At 59.3% G+C, this 23,263-nt stretch carries 13 protein-coding genes and 2 pseudogenes; 7 read left to right on the forward strand and 8 right to left on the reverse strand.

Going from position 1 to position 23,263, the window contains the following annotated elements; translation table 11 throughout:
• Positions 1–63: 63 nt before the first annotated feature.
• The 3 genes from H4W01_RS07025 to H4W01_RS07035 all read right to left on the reverse strand — a co-directional run bounded on the left by H4W01_RS07025 (position 64) and on the right by H4W01_RS07035 (position 3,985).
• Positions 64–1,575 (reverse strand): lipopolysaccharide biosynthesis protein, encoded by a 1,512-nt coding sequence (locus H4W01_RS07025; RefSeq protein ID WP_209610439.1) that lies wholly within the window; start codon positions 1,573–1,575, stop codon positions 64–66.
• Positions 1,576–1,606: 31 nt separating this feature from the next.
• Entirely contained in the window at positions 1,607–2,569 is a 963-nt protein-coding gene (locus tag H4W01_RS07030; protein ID WP_209610440.1) for a glycosyltransferase, read from the reverse strand.
• Between the two features lie 96 nt (positions 2,570–2,665).
• Positions 2,666–3,985, reverse strand: coding sequence for a hypothetical protein (locus H4W01_RS07035; RefSeq protein WP_209610441.1), 1,320 nt, complete (start codon positions 3,983–3,985; stop codon positions 2,666–2,668).
• 273 nt (positions 3,986–4,258) lie between these two features.
• On the opposite strand from H4W01_RS07035, the gene H4W01_RS07040 reads away from it, so the two are divergent.
• Together H4W01_RS07040 and H4W01_RS07045 are read left to right on the forward strand one after the other, a co-directional pair.
• Positions 4,259–5,095 (forward strand): glycosyltransferase family 2 protein, encoded by an 837-nt coding sequence (locus H4W01_RS07040; protein ID WP_209610442.1) that lies wholly within the window; start codon positions 4,259–4,261, stop codon positions 5,093–5,095.
• Positions 5,092–6,174: a glycosyltransferase family 2 protein gene (locus tag H4W01_RS07045; protein WP_209610443.1), complete on the forward strand. Its 1,083-nt coding sequence runs from the start codon at positions 5,092–5,094 to the stop codon at positions 6,172–6,174. The genes H4W01_RS07040 and H4W01_RS07045 overlap by 4 nt, the downstream gene beginning before the upstream one ends.
• A gap of 637 nt (positions 6,175–6,811) precedes the next feature.
• Here the strand turns inward: H4W01_RS07045 and H4W01_RS07050 are convergent.
• Positions 6,812–7,987 (reverse strand): glycosyltransferase family 4 protein, encoded by a 1,176-nt coding sequence (locus H4W01_RS07050; protein ID WP_209610444.1) that lies wholly within the window; start codon positions 7,985–7,987, stop codon positions 6,812–6,814.
• A 358-nt stretch (positions 7,988–8,345) separates the two neighbouring features.
• Positions 8,346–9,236 (reverse strand): annotated as a pseudogene (locus tag H4W01_RS07055) (integrase core domain-containing protein).
• Positions 9,237–9,360: 124 nt separating this feature from the next.
• Between H4W01_RS07055 and H4W01_RS07060 the strand changes: the two are divergent.
• Complete coding sequence (locus H4W01_RS07060; RefSeq protein WP_209610445.1) at positions 9,361–10,806, forward strand: hypothetical protein; 1,446 nt, start codon at positions 9,361–9,363, stop codon at positions 10,804–10,806.
• A 128-nt stretch (positions 10,807–10,934) separates the two neighbouring features.
• Here H4W01_RS07060 and H4W01_RS07065 read toward each other — a convergent pair.
• Positions 10,935–12,082: pseudogene (locus H4W01_RS07065) on the reverse strand (IS3 family transposase).
• Between the two features lie 180 nt (positions 12,083–12,262).
• Between H4W01_RS07065 and H4W01_RS07070 the strand changes: the two are divergent.
• Positions 12,263–13,555, forward strand: a complete 1,293-nt coding sequence (locus H4W01_RS07070) for an MFS transporter (RefSeq protein ID WP_209610446.1) — start codon at positions 12,263–12,265, stop codon at positions 13,553–13,555.
• On the opposite strand, the gene H4W01_RS07075 is transcribed toward H4W01_RS07070, so the two are convergent.
• Positions 13,471–14,601 carry an ROK family transcriptional regulator gene (locus tag H4W01_RS07075; RefSeq protein ID WP_209610447.1) on the reverse strand — a complete coding sequence of 377 codons (1,131 nt, stop codon included), beginning with the start codon at positions 14,599–14,601 and terminating at the stop codon, positions 13,471–13,473. The two genes, H4W01_RS07070 and H4W01_RS07075, sit on opposite strands and share 85 nt — an antisense overlap.
• A gap of 168 nt (positions 14,602–14,769) precedes the next feature.
• Here H4W01_RS07075 and H4W01_RS07080 point away from each other — a divergent pair, with 168 nt between their 5' ends.
• Positions 14,770–17,301, forward strand: a complete 2,532-nt coding sequence (locus tag H4W01_RS07080) for a TonB-dependent receptor (RefSeq protein ID WP_209610448.1) — start codon at positions 14,770–14,772, stop codon at positions 17,299–17,301.
• 3 nt (positions 17,302–17,304) lie between these two features.
• Here H4W01_RS07080 and H4W01_RS07085 read toward each other — a convergent pair whose 3' ends face one another.
• Positions 17,305–18,432, reverse strand: a complete 1,128-nt coding sequence (locus tag H4W01_RS07085) for an ROK family transcriptional regulator (RefSeq protein WP_209610449.1) — start codon at positions 18,430–18,432, stop codon at positions 17,305–17,307.
• A 126-nt stretch (positions 18,433–18,558) separates the two neighbouring features.
• On the opposite strand from H4W01_RS07085, the gene H4W01_RS07090 reads away from it, so the two are divergent.
• Complete coding sequence (locus H4W01_RS07090; protein ID WP_334685415.1) at positions 18,559–21,129, forward strand: TonB-dependent receptor; 2,571 nt, start codon at positions 18,559–18,561, stop codon at positions 21,127–21,129.
• An 18-nt stretch (positions 21,130–21,147) separates the two neighbouring features.
• Positions 21,148–23,244 carry a phosphocholine-specific phospholipase C gene (locus H4W01_RS07095; protein ID WP_209610451.1) on the forward strand — a complete coding sequence of 699 codons (2,097 nt, stop codon included), beginning with the start codon at positions 21,148–21,150 and terminating at the stop codon, positions 23,242–23,244.
• Positions 23,245–23,263: the final 19 nt, after the last annotated feature.

A 23,263-nucleotide genomic window follows, 5' to 3' on the forward strand; every position in this document is an offset into this window, starting at 1 on the left:
GACGTCAATATTTACACAAACTCGTATAGGAGGTACAGTATAACCTGCTCCGCGCGAAAATTACTAAACATCGCGCTTTCGTGTTCTTAGAAAGACCGAGTTCCTAGCACTTAACATAGCCCCGATCGCGGCGGATTCAAAGCCAGACGGACTCCCCGATAGAAACCATGTCAGCAACATGGTCGCTGCGTAGGCGGCTATTGCGCAAAAGCCGCACCCGATCAGCGACAATGCCAGAACCGGTCCGTTCAGAATGGCCAGATCTGGGCGGAGGGCTGCGAGAACCAGCACCAAAGCGCCGCCGGCCAGCGCAGGACGCCACGGGCGCAGCAACTGGCGAATGATTGGAATGCCGATCAGGTCTCGCACAAACCACGCCGATACTAGGCTCATTAGCACTGACGTCACGGCGCGCCCGCCTATCACGCCATACACGCCGAACCACAAAGCACCCAATATGGCGGCCGGAACTCTGATACACAGCTCGCAAAGGCTTTGACGCAGAAACACGTTGGTCCGCCCCAACGCCATTGCCAATGGGCCGAGCGGCGACGTGAAAAGAGGGGGTATCAAGGTTAGCGCAAGGAGTTCGAGATAGGGCCATGCGTTCTGCCATTTCGGGCCGAGCGCGAGCCGGACCGCCGGCTCGGCCAACAGGCTTAGCCCCAACATGAGCGGCAGACCGGCGGCGAAGATGCTGGTAGCGGTTCGTAAATAGGCTTCGCGCAGCCGCGCCGGGTCGTTGCGGATCAGGGAAAATGCCGACAGAAGCGGACGAATAATCGGCTTGATGATCGCTTGTTCGGGCAGGCCGGACAGATTACTCGCGAGCGAGAATGTCCCTAGCTGCTCCCGCGACACAACACGACCGAGAATGAGCCAGTCGATTTGCCAGTTGATGGCCGTAACAGCTTGAGCCGCTGTCGTCCAACCAACAAAGCTCGAGAACGTGGGCCAGTGCGCGAGCGATAGGCGCGGTCGGAAGGGCGCTAAGATGTAAGAAATGACGACCATCATGGCTGGCGTTGCAACTGTGCCCATCGCAATCGCCCAATAGCTACGCGTAAGCAGTGCGCATGTTGCGGCGATCGCGAAGCCGGCAACCTTGCTGCTCACCTCGATCACCAGATCTCGTCGGAAGTCGATCGCGCGGGCAAACTCGGCCATTTTCGGGCTAACGAGACCGCGAAATGACGGAGCGAGTGCAAGAAATGCGATCAGCGGGAGCAAACGTGCGTCGCCATAGATGTGCGAGAAGGGCCATGCCAGAAGAACAAGAATGCCGCCAAGCAAAAGGCCGCGCAGCGCGCCCAAGGTGAAAGCCGTATTCAACAGAGGCCTGGAGATGGCGTCTGACCGCACCAAAACCTGGCTGATCGGAAGTTCGAAGATCGCTTCCATGATCTGGACGAGTGTCATCGCGACCGCCACCACGCCAAAGTCTTGCGGCGTAAGGATCCACGCTAGCACGAGCAGCGAGGCGAAATCGATCGCTTTCGCCCCGAGGCGGGATCCGATCAGCCAGATTGCGCTCCGGCTGACGCGCCCGGCGATCGGCCTGTCTGAGTTGGTCATTGTAGCACGCCGTGCTCGACCGACGCGGCGATCACCACGAATGGCTCCAGTATGTGACGATTTCGGCTTCGGGAAAAAGCTCCCTCGCTTGCGCAGGGGATAGGAACAAGCGATCGCCTCTAAGCCGATTTCGCAGCTTTTTATGAATGAAGTTTGTCCAGTCCAGCGGATACCATATGCGACGACCCAGCGTCGTCACTTGGCCGTAGTTCACCGAGCTGCGCCGAGCCGGGTCGAGCAGGTCAAGGACTGGCCCGACCCGGTGCCAAGCGGCTTCCTCTGAAAGCGATGCGAATTCATGGTACGTGCGCTTTAGCAAAATCGGGCCTGTCATCTCTTCCGGGCCGAGCGCGTTGCGCTTGGCCGCATCGGGATTTTCGCGCGCGACCTCTATCATTTTCAGAATGGCGAGCAGCCAGAACAACTGGCGGGGGCGCGACGCCATGATCGCGTTAGGCAAGGCATGTTCGAACGCTTTGTTGGTGCCCATCCATCCGAGAAGGATATCATTTGTCCTCATGCTTAACCGGAGCGGACGCAGGCATTCGCTGTCCATGTCCGCATACAACCCGCCGAATTCAAAAAGGAAAAAAAAGCGCACCGCGTCGGCGCGAAAAATCTCGCGTGGATAAGAATCATAAACCGCTAAAAACCACGGATAGCGCTCCGCAATAAAGCGCCGATTATCATCATCGTCCCACAGAACCACCACGGCTTCTGGGTTCAGATCAACGAAGGTTTGGCGCCAGTATCGATAATTGACCGGTATGTCGCTTCGACTTTTCCACGTTTGGAAAACCAACGCGGGTATCCCCGTAGCGACCGAAGCGAAATATGGGATATGCAGAGCTACTGCGCTATCGTCTAAAACGATATCTTGCAGCGATAGCAGGTCCTTTGCAGGCGTGCGGGAAAGCCGAAAAAACCGAACCGCCGTAGTGTCGGAGACGGCGTGGAGGAAGCGGCGTAATCGCCAGCTAAAGCGGTCTGGCATCTGGCCACTCCTGGTTTCGGTCGATCGCTATAGGTTTGACGTCGTCATGACGCACATGAGTAGCGCAGCTCTGCCTGATGTCGGCAACGCCGCTAGTTACCGACGCCGCTCGGGACGTAAGACCATTGGTATCGCCGCCATGATAGCAAACAAGATTGCGCTGGCGAAACCATAATCGACCGACGTACTGGCACCCGCCGCAGGTATCGCACAAACTAACAAAGCGATGCGAGCGCCTGCTGCCATTCGTCGAACTGAGGTCTTTCCCGGAGGTGTCGGCGTCAACACGCAACGCGCGATGAAAGCAGCCATAAGGGCGGCACCAAGGACTCCTGCGCCGCTGATCAATGCGACCGGCCAACTCGAGGCTCGGGTAGAACCCACACCCACGCCGTACCCGAACGTTTGCGCCATTCCTTCGAGGCTTACGCGATTCCAGTTACTACGCTCAAGGTACGAAGATGTGGTTTTTTTCTGGAGAACGATCGTGTCGAACGCTTGGTACGCTGCATCAAGGATATGCGGACGTATCAAGACGACGATCATACACAGAGCAAACACTATGCCGACAAGCGCAATATCGCTCACGCTGGACTGCTTTTCGGCTACATTATTTGCGAAGAGCGCATGATATGCCACACTCCCCACCCACAGTATGCATAGAACACAGACGCCAACATACGCACCGGACGAGGTCGACAGGATCGTGAAGACAACAAGCGCGCCCGCTAGCGGAAGCTCCGCATGTGCAAGCCATCCCCCTACTGCCCGTGCCGGGCGCACGAACAACAAGATTGCCGCCAAGCACAGCGTAGTCCCCCCGTAAGCGGAAGCTTCATTATTGAACCCTATAACACGATGCATCCCGGCAATTTCGTTGTCAGCCATGAGGGTATAAGTCGCGGTTCGCAATGGCGCGAGAAAATTAGTGCCAGTAAATATTATGTCGAGCACTCCGGAAATACAGAATATAACCCCACCAAGCAAAAGGCCCTCTGCTAACATTTCCCTGCCCGTGGCGTCGATCATAAGCATATAGATCGATATGGTTATACTAATAGATATAAGCAAATAGAGCGGCTGTGTGACGTTCCCCGAACTGAAACCCAAAGGGGTCACCAACCCGGTGTTCAAACCCATGGTTGGTACGCCAGCAAACAAGACCGGAGCGGTAAGCGTCACCACCATCGCAACGACGAAAAAAGCGGTCAATAGTCCCAACCTCCGCCAATTAAGCAGGGCGTCGATCAGTACCTCTGTATTGGCACCATTAGTGAGAATTTTCAATGTCAGAAGCGGCGCGCAGATTGCATATGGAATCAAGGTGATCGTCCCCGGAATCGTATTGAACGATCCGAATGCCAAGCTCGCGAAAAATAGATATAGGGCCACTCGCATTGGGGCGACGACTGCCATAGCGAAAAGTGCCCAGAAACACAATAAAATCATAGCCTTGGACCTCCTTCGCGTGCTTACATAATTTGCACTATAGCGGCCTGTTCTGGCAAGCGGCGGTCGCATCGAGTGCGGAGATTCGTACATTTCGTGTACCCATCGACACCGCGACATTGATATCGTTTATGTTTCTTGCTGCGGTGCGACAATTTGTGCAATGCCATACGCGGATAGGGGACTCGGGCAAAGATGCGGATCGTAGTTATTATTGCGAGCAGGGGGCGCCCGGCAGATTTGAAGCTGTGGTTGGAACATGTGGCACGCCAGTCGCTGATGCCAAACGCAATGATCTGGGCAGTTCATTCGGATGATGATTTGCCATCCGGCGAATGGCGCTCCCGTCCTAATTCCCCAATCGTTTGCAAGTCAGATCCTGGACTGACAAAGCAGCGCAATGCGGCCCTAAGGATAGTGCCTCCCGAGACAAATATAGTCGCATTTTTTGATGATGATTATATTCCCTCTTCGTACTGTATTGAGGGCATCGTAAATGTCTTCAAATTATATCCATTAGCCATAGGAATTACTGGCGTTATCTTGGCGGACGGTATAAAAACAGTCGGAATAGGCGTGGGCGAAGCGATGAATATAATTGCGGAACGCGACAAAATGGGTTGGGCAAAGTCTCCCCGCCTGGTTCGCCAGGAGGGTTTGTATGGCTGTAATATGGCTTATCGCTTTCACAGCCTGGCGCGAGAAACCTTTGATGAGAATTTACCGCTTTATGGGTGGCAGGAAGACGTAGACTTTGCTAATCGTGCTGCAAGATATGGTATTATTGGCGCAACCGATGGGTTTGGTGGCGTTCATCGTGGATCAAAAAGTGGAAGAAGTAGTGGAAGGCGGATAGGATACTCGCAAATTTCAAATCCGATCTATCTTTGGAATAAACGGACAATGTCTACGGCGCTTGCAGTACGATTGATGTTCGGCAACATTGTTGCGAATCATGCTAGAATGATTATGCCTGAGCCATGGGTAGATCGCAAAGGCCGTGTTGTCGGTAATTGGATAGCGATTGTCGATTTAATTCTTGGTCGGCTCGACCCTACACGGGTCGTAGATTTGTGACTGGCTTATCCTCTGCTCTTAATCATGATTCCCATGGCCGACTTGTATCAATAATTGTAATAAATCACAATTATGGCCAGTTCGTTTCTTGCGCTATCCAAAGCGCGTTGTCGCAGGATTACGCATCAGTTGAGGTAATAGTTGTCGACGATGGATCGACCGATGATTCGCGTGATATTATTGCATCATTTGCGGGTGCAATTAAACTCGTACTACTTGATCATGGAGGCCACTCTGTTGCTGTAAATGCGGGATTTTCGCACTCAACTGGAGATATGGTGCTTTTTCTCGACGCTGACGATTTTTTGCGCCCTGAATGTATTTCAACTGCTGTGGCGGAGATGAAGTCGACCGATGTTAAGCTGCAGTTCCAGCTTGCGACTATTGATCAGGACGGCACCGATCAGGATATGATATTTCCATATTTTTCACCGATGATGTCGTCTGATTCTGTGCATCGACAGGCACTGGCGTCGGCGTGGTACCCTTGGACCGTGTCCAGCGGGAATCTCTTTGCCCGCTGGTATCTTGAAGAGTTGTTCCCGCTAAACACCGAAATAGTATTTCGCTCTCCAGATAGCTACCTCAATAAGCTCGCGCCGCTCTATGGAGCGGTGCGGACACTGCGCAGGGTGCTTGGGGCTTATCGCGTTCATGGACGGAATGCCTGGGCGTCATCACCGAAAAGCTGGGATCACATGGTGGCGGTCCGATGGCTGCGTTTCGACCGGATGTTGGAAGGCGAATTCTTAGATTGCGCAGCTCGGAAAGGTATTGTGACCCGTCGGCCGCTCCTACCGATTTTTCATCAGCTGGAATATCGCGCTCTCGCGCTGCGCTTTACCGCGGAGAGGCCAATCCCCGGGGATAGTCGAGCGTCCGTACTGTTGGACGGTATGCGTTGGCTAGTGCACAGCCACCCAGATGGAGTTATAGGTAGCGTTGCACGTATTGTGTGGTTATTTTTTGTCGTTATTGCACCGAAAAAGGTGGTGGAGGACCAGATACGAAAAGCGCGCGCGCAGTCTCATCGCTCGCGATTCTGGAAGCAAGCGCTGCGCCTTTCAAGACTGAGGTAATTGCAGATCATCACTTTCAGCTAAGGAATCTCTTCTCGAGTGGCAAAACTCTTAGTCCGATGGTCTGCGCATTAACGAAAAATATCTTGCCGCGCATATGGCAGGAGTCTAACGCGTCGTCGATCAACTTGTTCGGGATTTTGAGAAAAGCATCGAAGAATTCCCGGGAGTATTTCATGGCGTACGACGAATATTGATGCAAAAAATGCACATCATCGGAAATATAGATTGATATCGGTTGACTATAATATTTTCTTAAGGGGAAAGGTTGGGGAGAAAATTGAGTTGCTGACTAGAGCTATCTGTAGAACATTATTGAGCGTTTTTAATATAGGTTCAGTGATCTATGGCGATACTGTTACTGTGGTGCACGATATGCACGTATTGCTCTAACGCACTCAAAGAACTATGCTAGAATTTTATATTCTACGGTTGGAGAGATTATTGGAAACCGTAGCAGCCGTATTCTGACCGTTTCCGATTATTCCTGGCTATGCCGGTCGAGAGTGGTATTTTCTATCGAGACCGTATTCGTATCATACATAACGTTATTGGTAATAAGGAACCTCCCGAAGGGCTTGCAGCTGATTTTTTATTCGAACCGGCTTGAAGACCCGAGGCATCCACATGAGAAATCTCAGCGCTCGTATCTCCCAGCCAAAAAGGGAGCGAGAAGTTCATTCGTGCGACGATTAACAGCTTCTGCCGTATAATACCGTCGTGCATGGAGGCCGCCGATTTGGCCCATTGCAGCTAACTCGCCGTCGCTTGCCAGCAGCTGGATCAGGGTAGCAGCGAGCACGTTTACGTCCCCTGGGGGCAGGAGAATACCCGCACCCGTTCCCTCCAATATCTCCGTGGCACCACCTCCGCGTGCAGCTATCACTGGAACCTGTGCCATCATCCCCTCTACGATGACGCGTCCAAAAGGTTCGGGTTCTGTCGAGCAGTGTAGCAACACGTCCATCCCCCGCATCAACAAAGGGACGTCGCGGCGGAACCCCGCAAAGTGAACACGATCGGTGACCCCAAACTCTGCAGCAAGCTGGATCAATTCGACGGCGTAATCGTTTTCGCCAAAAAACGCCGCCCCTACAAATACAATATGAGCTCCCGAAACGTCCTTGAGGGCTCGAATAGCAACGTCCTGCCCCTTCCACCGGCAAATGCGACCAAAAAACCCGAGAATGGGTACATCGGGAATGCCGAACTCGTCTCGCACGAGAGAGCGAGAAGTAGATCGATCGATCTGGTCAAAAGGCAACGGGTCTATACCGTTCGGGACGACCGCAACTGGGCGGGTGCCGCCGACCTCCCGATAGGCTTCGGCTGTGGCCTCTGAGTTGGCGATCACAAGTCGAGCCGTCAAGTTTGTGGCAGCGATCACAAGTCGCCTGTTGATCCCGCTAAAGTCTGGCGCGGTCATAATATCATGCAGATGCCACACCATTGGGGTTCGCGTAAAAACTGCCGCGACGGCGGTTAGCGCGGCAGCCTTTTGCGAATTTGCGTAAACTATTCTCGTCGTTCGTAGCCGTTTGACGATCGAAAATATCAATCCTGTTAGGTTGAAGGCAGCCCTGACCAAGTGGGAAAAGCTACTCCCGCGATGAATGGATAAAATCTCTCGCGCTCTCGGCAAAATATCGACTTTAATACCTTGATCTTCAAGTTCATATCTAAAAGCACCGCTGCTGAATAGTAATACTCTTCCGTTAAAATTAGTACGTTCAATGTAATTTAGCAGGCATAACTCGGCACCGCCCAAATCTCCGGCGTGATTGACAAACAATATATCGTTAATATATGTCATAATATGCCAATCTTTAAATTAAATATTTGTTTAAATTTAGAGAGTAGTAGGTTTGTTTGAATCTTATCATGATTGACGTACGCGAAGAACCCTCTGTGTTTATGCGTTTTTCCTCGCAGGCTCGCGCAACCAGCTTGCACTCGGTTCGTAGCCGATTTCTAGCTCAGCCAGAACAACAATCGCCACCTAAGCGGCGCTCGCATACTTCACCCACCGACGCCTTCAAGCCGCGGACTCGAGCGCTGAGCTACCGCAATTCTTCGGCGCTGATGTCGTAATGCGGCTGTCCGTCGTCACAACATTCGGCACAGATCGCGGCGTGAATTAGCGGAGTGAGGACCTCGTCTGGAGTTTAATATTATGCAACGAGCTTTTGGTGTTGCAAGCGCAGATGCTCGATTGGTCCGTCGTTTGATGCGTTCGCGCTGCTTGATGATGGCTGGTGCCCTGCCGAAGTAGGCGTCGGCGGGCGTCACGTTGGTCAGGCTCTCGTGATAACGCTGGTGATTGTAGTGCTCAATGAATGCTTCGATCCGAGCCTCAAGGTCGCCGGGCAGAACGTAGTTTTCCAGCAGAATACGGTTTTTCAGGGTCTGGTGCCCGCGCTCGATCTTGCCCTGGGTCTGGGGATGCATCGGGGCACCGCGCACATCGCTCATCCTGCGGGCCTCAATGTATTCCGCCAGTTCGCCCGCGATGTAGCTGGGACCGTTATCGCTGAGCAGCCGGTGTTTGTGTAACACCCGTGGCGCTGTCGCAGCCTGATGCGTTGAGGGCGAGGTCGAGCGTGTCGGTCACGTCCTTGGCCCGGATGTTGATGAGATGTGACTGCTCGACGATCCTGATGATCTCGAGCTTCTCAGATGGGAGATACATCATGCGTCGTCGCCCCCATCCGCGATCATGCTTTTTTGAGCAGGCGGTTCTCGAGCGTCAGGTCGGCCACGCATTGCTTTAGGGCACGGGCTTCGCGGCACAGATCCTGCACCTCGCCTCTGGTCGCCGCGCGGGCAGTGTCGCCGGCCAGGCGGCGCTTGTCGGCCTCCATAAACTCCTTCGACCGGGTGTAATACAGGCTCTGGGCAACGCCGTCCTTCCGGCACAGCTCGGCGATGCTGTCCTCACCGCGCAGGCCCTCCAGCACGATCTTGATCTTGTCTTCCGCCGAGAAGTGCCGACGGGTCTGCCGGCGAATGTCCTTTACCACCTGCTCGGCAGGCCTCCTGGGACTTGAGGATTTGGGGCTCAGCTTCGTTCCGTCGTCACTACGACGAGACCCAAATCCTCGTTAAATCACAACCTACAATCTGTGCCATTGGCGCTGACTGCGGACAGGTGCGGACGGGGGCGATCGCAGCAGAAGGAGGGCTCTGGTGGAGCTTGCGAAACAGAGCGATGGCATGGTGTTCTATGCGGGCGGCGTTGGCATTACGGTGGCACGTTGTAGTTTCAATTGGACGCTCCAACCCAAAGGAAACCGCATAATGAAGCGCCGCGCGCCATGTTTGCTTCTTGCGACGATCGCTGCCTGTTGCGCGACTGCCTGCGCCGCCAGTGCACAGACTCCCGTGCCGGTGGAGCACTTCCTCGACAGCATCGGCGTCGTCTCGACCTTTGCCGACAGAGGGCAGCCGTTGCCTAGAACGATCGAAATGCTGTGCTATGGCGGTTTCCGCTGGGTCCGCGCAGGTATTGAAGGCCTCACCGACAAGGGACCCGGCGGCGTCGGCGATTTTCTTGCATTGCACCGTGCCACCGGGGTCAAGCTGAGTTGGGGCCTGGTCAGCGGCGGCACCGACATCGCCAGGCTCCTATCGACGGGGCGCGTGCTGGCCAACGCTGGGGCGTTGCTGGCGTTCGAAGGCAATAACGAGCCCAACAATTGGGCCGTCATCGTCGATGGCGTAAAGGGCGGCGGCCGGGATTTATCGTGGCGACCCGTGGCCCTGCTCCAGAGCAGGCTTTACGCGGCGGTCAAGGTCGATCCGCTGCTTGCAGCCTATCCGGTCTGGTCGATTTCCGAGGCGGGTGCCGAGACAGACGACGTCGGCCTGCAGTTCCTGACCATTCCGACAGGCGCGAGCTCGTCTTTCCCGGCAGGAACCCGCTATGCGGATGTTGCGAATCTCCACAATTATCCAAAGCGCACGTCACGGATACCACTTCCAGACAACCTTGCGTGGAACAGCGCCGATCCATCGCCGGCGGCCGAAGCCGACGGGCTTTACGGCAACTACGGCAAAACCTGGAACAGGCATTTCGCAGGCTATGCTCAGCCAGAGCTTGTGCGCCTGCCGCGCGTCACAACCGAGACGGGCGTCACGTTGCAGGGCGCTGTGGATGAAGCGAAGCAGGGTGCCATTCTGCTGAACGTCTATCTCTCTCAATTTGCGCGGGGGTTTTCGCATACCTCGGTCTACATCCTGCGCGACCGGACGGACGAGGGCGGTAACCAGACCTTCGGCTTCTTTCGGCCAGACTTCAAACCGCGCAAAGCGGCGATCTATCTGCACAACCTGACGGAGATCCTGGGAAGACCCGGGCCCGCGGCAGGAGCTGTCGGCCTCGACTATGACATCGCGAATCGTCCCGCAACGGTCCACGACCTGCTGTTGCGGGGACATGATGGTCGTCTGCTGCTTGTCGTCTGGGACGAACGCGGTCAAGGCGAGGATCATATTACCATCAGACTCGGAAGTGACCGCGCTGCCCGACTCTATGACCCGACGGTCGGCACGAGGGCCGTGCGGGAGACGCCTGTTGCACGGCGGATCGACCTCACCATGACGGATCATCCAATTGTGGTGGAATTTCAGTAATGGAAACTTGGCGTCGGATGAACGTCAAATCAGCTATTCCTATCGCATCAAACGGATGCCGAAGGGGGGGCTTGCCCGGCCCAGCCCTTTGTGACCTTTGAGCTGCTGTCGGTCACATGGACACCAAGTTAGGCTACATGAGCCTGCTTCTCGAAGTCCATGGGGCTGAGATAGCCCAAGGTCGAGTGCCTGCGCGTAGGATTGTAGAAGCGTTCGATGTAATCGAACACGTCCTGCCTTGCCCGATTGGGCGTGCGGTAGGTTTTGCGCGCGATCCGTTCGGTCTTCAGCGAGGAGGAGAAGCTCTCCATCGCCGCGTTGTCCCAGACGTTGCCGGACTGGCTCATCGAGCAGGTGACGCCATTGTCGGCCATCAGTCGCTGGAACTGCTCGCTGGTATATTGGCTGCCCTGGTCGGAGTGATGCAGCAGCGCATCGGGCTTGCCGCGCCGCCAGATCGCCATGACCAGCGCATCGGTGACGAGCTGCGCCGTCATCGTGTCGTTCATCGACCAGCCGACCACCCGCCGCGAGAACAGATCGATCACCGCAGCCGCGTACAGCCATCCTTCGGCGGTCCAGATGTAGGTGAAGTCGGCCACACACTTCTGGTTCGGCGCGTCGGCGCTGAACTGCCGATCGAGCACGTTGCCCGCGATGACCGAGCGTTCGCCATGATCCTTGGGCAGACCGCGGCACCTAGGCCGCGCCATCAGGCCGTGCATCCGCATCAGCCGTTCGGCACGATGCAGGCCGCATGAAAGGCCTTCGGCCAAGAGATCGTGCCAGACGCGACGCGAGCCATAGGTTCGGTAGCTGGAGATGAAGCTGGCGCGGATCTTCCCTGCATACGCTTCGTCGCTCAGCGACCGGGCGCTTGGCGCACGCACGAGCCAGGCGTGGACACCACTGCGCGAGACATCGAGCGCCCCGCAAAGCTACGACACCGGCCAGATCCCTCGATGCTTTGCGATGAACCCGAACTTCATATCGAGTCCCTGGCAAAGTAGGCTGCGGCTTTTTTCGGATGTCGCGTTCGGCCTTCATCCGAGCCAAGTCGCGGCGTAGCCGCTCAATCTCCTACTGCTCGGGCTTCATCTGACCGTTGCCCGGAAACGCCGACTGGGGGATCAGCTTCCGCTTCGCGGACCCATTTGCGCATCACGTTCTCGTGCAGTTCCAGATCGCGCGCGGCCTGCGCTACCGCCACGCCCCGATCTCGGACCAACTTCAACGCCTCGAGCTTGAACTCTCGGCTGAACTTCCGTCGTTGCATTTATACCCTCCGGTTCCGAAAACACCTTATCTTGATGTCCACGAAACCGGCAGCAGCCCACTGTTCCGCACGCAAACGACAGGTTTTGGGCAACCTCCCTATCATGAGCAGCTTCCTGACCGATAGCCAAACGGTCATCGACTGTCCTTAGGGCTGCACGCCTCTGGCGAAGGGACAGTTGTGGAACTCCGTTTCGGCATCTCGCATTTCGGCAAGGCTGCCTTGTGGGCGGTCATCGAAATCTATGCGTTGTTCAGCCTGACCGATCTGCTGCGCCTGCCGGCCGAACTGGCGGGGCTGATCTTCTTCGTGCTGCTGTTGTGGAGCGCGGCGAGCGACATGATCGTTGGGGTGCTAATTGATCGATGGCTGTCGCCCAAAGCAGTCACCCGCGTCCTGCGGCTTTGCGTGCTGCCGATGAGCCTTGCGTTCGTCGCCGGGCTCGTCCCCGTCGCCGGGACAGGCGGGGCGGCGGCGTTGGGCGCGGCCTTCCTGTTCCGGCCGCTCTATTCGATGATCGACGTGCCGCATAACGGGCTGCTGCGCGAGTTGGGCCGCGACCCCGTGCGACGGCGGCGCCTGTCGACGATCCGGTTGCTGTGCGGTGCCGCGGCATCGTTCGGCGTCGCCTACCTAGCGACCGTAATGCTGCGGACATCGGCGCATGCGACGGATGCGGTCCAGGCTTATCGTCGCTTTGTCGTTGTGGTCGCGGGTATCAGTGGCGTGCTGCTGCTGGCGACCCCGCCGCTGCGCGGGGCGGGCGCGCCGGAGGCTTTGGATGCGCCCAGGGCAACCACCGCCATTCTGCGCGATCCCCTGGTCCTGCTGGTCTTCGGCGCGACGATGCTGGGCATCGTCGGTGCCAGCTTGTTCCAGAAAACATTGCCCTATATCGCGCGCTACCAGTTCGATGATCCGCGCTGGACCGGGCGCGCCATGCTGGTGCTGGCGGCAGGCAAGTTGCTCGCCGCGCCGTTGTGGACCTATCTGGCGGCGCGGTGCGGCGCGCGCGCTGGGAGCGTGGCGGCTTACGCATTTGGCGCGATCGGGGCGGTTCTGTTCGCTATCGCGCTCACACGCCTTCTACCCTTCGAACTGGCCTTGTTGTTGCTGGGTGCCGGCATCGGCGGTGCCAGCCTGCTGTCCTGGATTTTGGTGGCGGAATTGGTCGAGCGGCTCGAGTTCGCGCACGCGCGGCGATTGCAGGGAAGCCTGTTCGGGCTGTTCACCTGTCTGTCGAAGGTCGCGCTGGGACTCGGCGGGACGCTGCTGGGGATGATCCTCGCGGCGGACGGGGGGCTTAGCGGGACGGCTCTGGCGACCATTTGCACCCTTGTCTTTGTAAGCGCGACGGCAGCGATCGTCAGTTTGCGCGTCGCGCGACGTTATGGAGACACTGCGCGGGACGGACGTTCATCGAAGAAAGTGGCGAACATGCAGATCGACGCGGCACCGATCACCCCGGCATAGGGCCCCAGGCTCGACAGCGCGACCTGCGGCACCGGCAGCACGGCACGATCGTGAAACGCCGCGTCGAGGTCGATCGCCGCGAGCAACGCGGCCAGCAAATGCGGCGGCAAGCGCCCGCCCAAGATAATCGCGTCCGGATCGAGCAAGCGGGCCGCAGTATGGATGCCGCTGGCGAGTTGCGCGCCGGCCCGGTCGAGCCACTGTCGCAGCGGCGGGCAAGTCGCGGGATCGAGCTGTTCAAGCGTGTCGAAATCGCCGACCGCGACACCGCTGCGTTCGAGCGTTTCGAACAGATCCTGCCCCGATGGGCGTTCGCGATCGGGGGGATAGAGCACGCCGATTACGCCGGCATTGCCATGGCTACCGCGAAACAACCGCCGTCCAAGCACCAGCCCACCGCCGACGCCGTGCCCGATATGCACCAGAACGAATGAGTCGAGCCGGCGGCCGATGCCGTTGACACGCTCGCCCAGGGCGGCACTCGCCGCATCGTTCTCGACGAACACCGGGACTGGCATGCGCGCGCCGAATTCGGCCGCGAGATCGCGATTGAGCAATTCCGGAAAATAGGCGTGCGCGCGCAAGGCCGCGGTGGTGTCGCCGAAATCGCCGGGCAGCGCGAAGCCGACACCGACGATCCGATCGAGCGGGACCTCCAACGCGGCGACCTGGCGCAGCATGCCAGCGCGCGCCGCCTCGGCGATTGTCTCGGGTTCGGGACGGGCAATTCGGATCCGCTCGCTCGACCGCAATTCGCCCGCAAGATCGATCAGACCGACATCGACATAGCTGTGCGAGAAATAGACGCCGCAAGCGAACGCGCCATCGGGCCGCAGCGAAACCGGGCGGCTCGGCTGGCCGCGCGCGCCGGTGCGCTCGACCACGTCCATGACAAGCTCGCGTTCCTCGAGCTCGCGCACCAGCCGGGTGATCGATCCGACGCCGAAGCCGGTGCGCTCGGCGAGATCGCTGCGCGTGATCGGCGCATTGCGCCAAATCGCCTGAAGGATGACGCGCTCGCTCGCGGAAAGGTCCGAACTTCCCATGCTTCCCCCCGTGATCGCCGGACGGCTCGCCTAGCGGTCTCCCGATAAAGCAGCAATGCGCCTATTAAATTCCACCGTAGAAATTATGTCACAAACGCGCGCTAGGGAGAGCTGGACCAAGGGAATCGGTGGGGAATGATCGTGCAAAGCTACGGGACACGGGCGCGCTTGATACGGACGACGGCACTGGCGGCGACATTGCTCACGCCAATCGCAGCGTGGGCGCAGCAAGCGGAGGGGGGCGAGGAAATCATTGTGACCGGGCTGCGCAGCGTCGATACGACTGCGGGGCAAGTGAAGCGGGCCAAGCGCGGCATCGTTGACACACTTACCGGCAGCGAAGCCGACAAGCTGCCCGATTCCTCGATCGCCGAAGCGCTCGACCGGATCGTCGGAGTCAGTTCGGACCAGGGCTATAACAGCTCACAGCCGCGCACCGTGACGGTGCGTGGGTTCGATGCGCGCTACAACAGCATGGACGTCGATGGAAATCCGGTGTGGAACTCCAGCCGCAATAATCGCGGTACCCAGCTCGACGTCTTCCCATCGTCGATCATCAATCAGCTCAACGTCTACAAGACGGTGCTGCCCGACCAGGACGCCAATTCGATCGGCGGGCATATCGAACTGCGCACGCTGCGCGCGTTCGACGGCGGCGATGGTGCGTGGGGCAAGGTCAAGGGATCGATCGGCGGCTATGAACAGGAAAGCGTGCCGACCGGTGCTGGCGGCCCCTCCTACCGGTTCAGTGCGGTCGGCAAGGATACGTTCGGTTCCGATCATCGCTTCGGCATCGTGCTCGGTGCCGATGTGCAGCGCGACCGCTTCTACGACCAGTACGATCAGGTTACCGCCTATTCGCAGGTGGCAGGCGTCGATGTGCCCAACGGCACGCTGCTGCTCGGTAATTACGACAAGGAAATCACGCGCCGGAGCGTCTATGGCAAGCTGGAAGCGCATGCCACGGACACGCTTTACGCGTTTCTTTCCGCCAACTGGTTCCGCGAGAACGACACCGAGAATTACTATCGCGGCGGCACCTATTTCACAGCCGCGACGACGAGCGGCACTACGGCCGATGGCACCGGCAATTTCACTAAGGGCACCGCGCTCACCTATCCCGAGAGCTATCGGCTCGATCGCAAGACGCTTATGCTGTCGGGCGGGCTCGATTACCGCGTTGGCGCGCGCGGCGCGCTGACCGTGCGGGGGGCATTCACCAACTATCATCATGACGAGGTGCTGAGCCGCGGCTCGCAATTCCAATATTCCTATGTCACGGGCAGCTATGACATCGGCGAGGATTATCCGTCGGTGACGCTTGCCGCCGATTCCAAGCTCGGCGTTGCGGCGAACTGGCTACACCAGACCGGCAAGACGGCCTTCGTCCAGGGTATGCCGATCCGCGACAAGGTCTATAGCGGCCGGGTCCAGTACGATTTCAACACCCAGCCCGATGCGCGCGGTTTCGGATATCAAATCGGCGGCGGCTTCCGTCGGCTCGATCGCAACTATGACCAGACCGTTACCAGCTATACGCTCGCCAAGGGCACCAGCTTCGCGCTCTCGCAAGTGCCGCTCGCCTGGGCGGGGATCCAGACGCTCGACGGTGCCAGCCCCGTCTATATCGACTCGGCGGCCTATTGGGCGTGGATGCAGGCGCATGCGACAATCACCACCGATGCCACGCCCACTTCCGATTATCACTTGATCGAAGATGTTTATGCCGGCCATGCCGCCCTCACGTTCAACGCTGGCCGGCTCCATGTGCTTGTCGGCGGGCGAGTTGAGGTGACCGATTTTACCGATGTCACCGGGCGTCTGGTATCGGGCAAGGCGCAGTCCGTGACGTTCGCCAATCACTATACCAATTTCCTACCCAACGCGCAGGGTTCCTACGACATCGCCAAGGGGTTGCGCGTGCGGCTAGCCTATACCCGTACGCTGGCGCGGCCCGATTTCTCGGATTTCGCGATGGGCAGCACGATCACCTACGATACCAACGGCTATCCGGTGAAGAGCGGCACCAATCCCTATCTCGCGCCGCGCGTCGCCGATAATTACGATACCAGCATCGAATGGTACCACCCGTACGGCTATGTCTCGCTAGGCCTGTTCCACAAGGATCTGGCGCACGAGACCTTCACGCAACTGACTCAGAAGCTCAACGACGCGGGCGTGGTGATCGAGACTGACACCATCCCGCTCAACGGCGGCAGCGCGAAGGTCAACGGGGCTGAGGCGAGCGCGGTGATCGACCGCTTTCGCTTCCTGCCGACGCCGCTGAATGGCTTTGGCGTCAGCGCCAATTACGCCTATCTCGACGGATCGTGGAACGTGGTGTTCAGCGACGGTTCGCGCCGCACGGTGGGCGGCTTGCGCAACCAGCCGAAATGGCTCGCCAATCTTAACTTGAACTACACGTTCGGGCGCGTCGAAGTGACGCTGGCCTATCGGTTGCGCGGGCGCACCTTCACCGGCACCTTCGGCCCCACCGCAGCAGGCGATATCTGGATCGAGGATTATGCCCGGCTCGACTTGCAGGCCAATGTCCGCCAAGGGCGCAACGTCAGCCTGTTCGGCGAAGCGCGCAATCTCAACAATGCCTGGTGGCGCGCGACCACCGGGGTGGATCGCTCGCTTTATTATGCGACCAATCCGGGGCGTAGCTATCTAGGCGGGATCAAGCTCAAATATTGAGCGTCAGGCGTGCGGAAGCAATGCCCGAAAGATCGGCAGCGACGCCGCGCCGATCATCCCGGCGGACGAGCCGAGCGGGGAGGCGAGCACCGGCGGGACCGGCAAATCATCGAGGGGGCTGAGCACGCTGCGCAAGTCGATCGCGCTTGCCAGCCGCTCGATGATCTCGGGTGGCAAGCGCCCGGCGAGGATGATCGCTTCAGGACCGAAGAAGCGACCGACGCGCGCGAGATCGGGCGAGAGCTGGGCGGCAGCGCGGGCGATCCATTCGGCAACGGCGGGCTTCGCCGCGCGCGGCAGGTTTTCCAGCGCGTCGAAGTCGCGCGTTGGGTGGCCCTGTGCGATCAAGGTCTCGATCAAGTCCTGTCCCGAGGGGCGAGGCGCGCCGTAGGGATAGAATTGCCCCATCAACCCGGCATTGCCCTGCACCCCGCGATAGGGCTTGCCGTCGATGATCAAGCCGCCGCCGACGCCATGCCCGATATGGACCAGCATGAAGGTCCGGAAGCGTCGGCCGATTCCCACCACGCGCTCGCCGATGGCGCAAGCGCGGCCGTCATTTTCAAGCAGCACGCTGGCCCCGAGCCGCTCGGTGAAGAAGGCCGCGAGGTTCGGCTGACGCAGGCCGGGGAAATATTGATGTGGCATCAAGGTGCCGTCCGAATAGAAATCTGCCGGCAGCGACAGGCCGATGCCGAGCAGGCGATCGCGCGGCACTGCACTGTCTGCGAGCAGTGTGTCGATATGGTGAGAAACCGCCTCCGCGATTGCCTCCGGCGTCGGTTCGCGCAGCGCCCCGCGGATGCTGCCGACCAGAATCCCGCTGAGATCGACCAAGCCGACCTCGATATAGCTGTGCGAAAAATTGACGCCGATGGCATAGCCGGCCGATCCGTCGACCACGATCGGCCGCGCGGGCTGGCCGCGTTGTCCTTTGCGTGCGGGCTGTTCGCTGAGCAAGCCGAGCGTGGCGAGTTCCTGGACCAGTTGCGAAACCGCCGGCCGGGTCAGGCCAGTCGCGTCGGCGATCTCCGCGCGCGACGAGGGGCCGGTCCGCCACAGGGCATCGAAGATACGCCGCGATCCGGCCGACAGGTTGAGCAAATGCGTCACGCTTCCTTCTGTCTGCAAGAATGCGGCACCTTTCAACCCGATCATTTAAATTAAGTGATGCAACTTAAATATAAATGTCACGAAGCGCCAATAGGAGGGGCTGACGCTGCATGCGGTCGGCACATTTCTTTGGGGGGTATCGTGATGGGCTTGGATATACGAACGCGCGGCTCGGTCGCATCGATTGCGCTGGGGCTCGCCGGCTTTCTGGCGAGTGCGCCCGCGACGGCTCAGTCAAGCCCGGGCGAGGACGCCGCCGATAGCGGGACCGTGGTCGTGGTCGGTCGCCGGTCGACCGAGACGACTGGCGAACAGATTAAGCGGGCGGCGGCGGGGATTGTCGATTCGACCACGGCGAGCCAAATCGAAAACAGCACCGACACGACCTTGCCCGAGGCGCTGGACCGCGTCGTGGGGGTGAGTTCGGACAAATTCTACGGCACCAGCGATGCCGGATATGTCTCGATCCGCGGCTTCGATTCGCGCTACAACAGCATGGATATCGACGGAAATCCGATCTGGTTCAGCAGCCAGAACAATCGCGGCGCGCAGATGGGGATGTTTCCCGCCGCGATCGTCAAGGAAACCAGCGTCCACAAGACCGTGACCCCCGATCAGGACGGCAATTCGGTCGGCGGCCGCATCTCGATGCGCACGTTGCGCGCGTTCGACGGCGGCGATCGGCCGTATCTCTCGCTGGGTGGCCGCGTCGGCGGCTATGAGCAGGACAGCGTTGTTAACTCGGGTCTCTCGACGCGCTTCTATGGCGCAGGCAAGGCCACCTTTGGCGCGGATCATCGGTTCGGCATCGTGCTGGGCTTTAACTCGCAACGCATGCGCAACGCAGACACCTATGGCGGCGTCGATACCTATGCCCAGGTCAACGGCGAGGACCAAGTCGCTTCCTCGAATATCTACAACAATAGCATTTACGACAAAATCGATACCAATAACGCGCTGTACGCCAAGCTCGAGGCGCAAGCGAGCGACCGGCTTTACGCGTTCATTTCCGGCAATTTGTTCGATGATTCCCGGCGGCAGTATCTCGATCGCGCCGCAGTCTATGTCTACAATACAAACGGTCGTACCACCAACTTTAACGACGGCTCGGCTGATTTTACTGGCGCAATCGGCCAGACCAAAGAATATGATTATTACATCAAGCGCAAGGCAAAGGTAATGGGCAGCGGGCTCGATTACCGGCTGAGCGACTCCGGTGTGCTGACGCTGCGCGGCAATTATACCGACTTTACTAACACGATCATTACCCGCTACCCCGAGACGTTCCAATTGAGCGGCGTGGCGGGCCATTATGACCTCAACGGCAACGAGCCGACCGTCACGGTTACCAACGCGACGGCCTATAACGATCCCGCCAATTGGGTGAACCGCAATTCCACCGCGTCCTACATCCGCGACCAGTACCTTCATGACAAGGTAACATCGCTCAAGGCGGATTTCGCCCAGAACACTTTCGCATCCGCGCGAGGGTTCGGTATCGTCGCAGGGGGAAGCTGGACAAGGCTCGACCGTAGCTATGACCAGAACCAGTCCAACTATCTGCTGCCCAAGGGGACGAAGCTGCTGCTCTCGCAGGTGATCACGCCGGGCGTGACGATGGCGAACAATGCCGCAGTCAAGATGAACTGGGACGCCTTCTGGTCCTATCTCAAGACCAATGGCACGGCGACCTACGATGCGGCGCTGAGCTCCGATTATCGCTTGGTAGAAGACGTGATCGCCGGCCATGCCGCGCTCTATTGGAGCCGTGGCGGGTTTCGCGCGATCGCGGGTGTCCGCTATGAGGCCACGCACGACGATGTCCACACCGGCGACGTGGTGAACGGCGTGGCAACGCCGACCGCGCGCACCCATCGCTATGGCAATTGGATGCCCAACATCCAGGCGACCTATGACGTCACCCGCCGCCTGCGGGTGCAGGCGGCGGTTACCAAGACGATCGGTCGGCCCGACTTTGCCGATTTCGCGCCTGGGCGGACCCAGACGCTAGACACCAATGGCAATCCCGTGATCAAGGGGACTAACCCCAATCTCGACCCGCGCGTGTCGACCAACTATGATGCCAGCCTGGAATATTATCTGCCCGACGGGCTCGTTTCGCTCGCGGTCTTCCACAAGGATCTCGCGCATGAGACCTTCACCGAGCAGACCCAGACCCTAGATGCGACAGGCCTGGTCGTGCTCACCCAGCAAATGCCGCTCAACACCGGCAGCGCGCGCGTATCGGGAATCGAGGCTTCGGTCGTAAAGCGCCGGCTATCCTTCCTGCCGGCACCATTTGACGGACTCGGCTTTCGCGGCAACTTTACCTATCTCGACGGGCGATGGAACGTGGTGTTCACCGATGGTTCGACCCGCGGCGTTGGCGGATTGCGCAATCAGCCTAAATGGCTCGGCAATGTCGGGGTGAGCTACACGGCTGGGCCGGCGAACATCAATCTCGACTGGCGTGCCCGCGGGGGGACCTTCACCGGTACCTTCGGAACGACCGCAGTCGGCGATGTCTGGATCAAGGGCAGCGATACGCTCGACTTGCAAGCGAATGTCCGCGTTCTGCGCGGCATCCAACTGACGTTCGAGGCGCGCAACCTCACCGACAGCTACACGATCCAGACAACCGGGGCGACCAACGCGATCTACAATAGCGTCGGTGCCGGTCGCAGCTTCTTTGGCGGTTTCAAGTTCAAATATTGATGGGGATTGAGGCACGACATGAGCGATTTCGAAACGGGCCGGCGCGGCTTTCTCCAGGCCACGGCCAGCACTTTGGTGGGCGCACAACTGTTCGCCCCCGCACTGGCGCGTGCGCTCGCTACGCCGGCTGCGCGCCGCACCGGCACGATCGAGGATGTCGAGCATGTCGTGATCTTCATGCAGGAGAATCGCTCGTTCGATCATTATTTCGGCACCATGGCCGGAGTGCGCGGCTTTGCCGATCCTAACCCGTTTCGGCTGCCCAGCGGTGCGCCGGTGTGGTGCCAGCCGGACGGGAAGGGGCGCACGGTCGGACCGTTCGCGTATGACATCGAGAAGACCAGCTTTTCGGTAATGAAGAGCCTCGACCATCATTGGGCGAGCGGCCATGCCGCCTGGAACGAGGGACGCTACGACAATTGGGTCCCGGCCAAAGGCGGGCTGACGATGGGGCATCTCACCCGTCACGACATCCCCTATCATTTCGCGCTGGCCGACGCCTTCACGGTCTGCGACGCTTATCATTCGTCGCTACAAGGGCCGACCGCGCCCAACCGGCTCTACCTGATGACCGGCAGTGTCGATCATCACGCGACCGGCGGCGGGCCGGTGACCGACAATATCGACATCACGCAATTGCCCAACGGCGTGACGTTCGGTCGCGGCTGGAAGACCTATGCCGAGCGGTTGCAGGATGCGGGCATTTCCTGGCAGCTCTATCGCCAGGGTACTGATCGTCTGAGCGACGACAATAGCGATGGCGGGATGAACACACTCGCCGCCTTTGCCGCCTTCCAGGAGTCGCGTCCTGGAGATCCGCTCTACCATCGCGGGATGGAGCCGCGCCGGCTCGACCAGCTTAAGCGCGACGTCGAGCAGGATAAGCTCGCGCAAGTGTCGTGGATCGTTCCGCCGCGCATCTTTTGCGAGCACCCCAAATGGCCGCCGGCGTTCGGCGTTGAATATATCGCGCGGATCCTTGATGCGCTCACCGCCAATCCGGTGGTGTGGAGCAAGACCGCCTTGCTGATCATGTATGACGAGAATGACGGCTTTTTCGATCACATGCCGCCTCCGGTGGCACCGTTCGGTCGCGACCAGGGCCTGAGCACCGTACCGACCGATGACGAGCGCGACCCACGCAGCGGACAGCCCTATGGCCTCGGCATGCGTGTGCCGATGCTCGCCATCTCGCCGTGGAGCCGTGGCGGCTACGTATGCTCGGAGGTGTTCGATCACACCTCGGTGATCCGTTTTCTGGAGACGCGTTTCGGGGTGCATGAGCCCAACATCTCGGCATGGCGGCGGACGGTGTGCGGCGATCTCACCTCGGCATTCGATTTCACCGCGCCGAGCGCGGCGGTGCCGCGCGCGCTCGCCCTGCGCAGCGCGGGAAGTGCACTGCCCGATCAAGCGCGCTTCGATGCCTATAAAGCGGTAGTTGGCAAACGGCCCAAGCCGACCGTGCCGGCGGCGCAGCCGATGCCGACGGTCGAGCCAGGCGGCAAGAAAGCGCGGCCCTTGCCCTATGCGCTATCGGTCGATCTGAAGTCGATCGCGGGGGCGGTGCGGCTCGACTTCGTCAATGCGGGCAAAGCTGGCGCCGCCTTCAGCGTCTGCGACCGGCTGCGTCCGCACCTTGCACCGCGCCGCTATACCGTTTCGGCGGGCGCGTCATTGTCGGACGAGTGGCCCTTGCTCGACACCGCGCATGCCTTGGAGGTTCAGGGGCCTGCAGGTTTCGTCCGATCGTTTTCCGGCACCGGCGAGCCAGCCTTTACGGTCCACGTGCGCAGCTTGGCCGATCATGTCGTGCTCGCGATCACCCAGCATGGCGCGACCCCGATCCGGATCGGCGATGCCTATGCGGGGCGCACGGTCGAGATCGCCCCGAAGCGCGGCGAGCGCGCCGAGCATCGCGTCGCGGTCGCGGCCAACGGACATTGGTATGATCTGACGGTGGAAGCCCCCGGGCACAGCGAGCGCTTCGCTGGGCACGTCGAGACGGGGCGTGCGTCGATCAGCGATCCCCGGATGAATGGAGACCGACAGGCAGCAGGCGTGGCCGGGGGGGCTGAGGTTCACCGCGAGCTGAAAACTCCGCCGACTGGCTGACGCTCATCCGACCTCCATC

Source organism: Sphingomonas sp. PL20 (genome assembly GCF_017875905.1).
Taxonomy (GTDB): Bacteria; Pseudomonadota; Alphaproteobacteria; order Sphingomonadales; family Sphingomonadaceae; genus Sphingomonas; species Sphingomonas echinoides.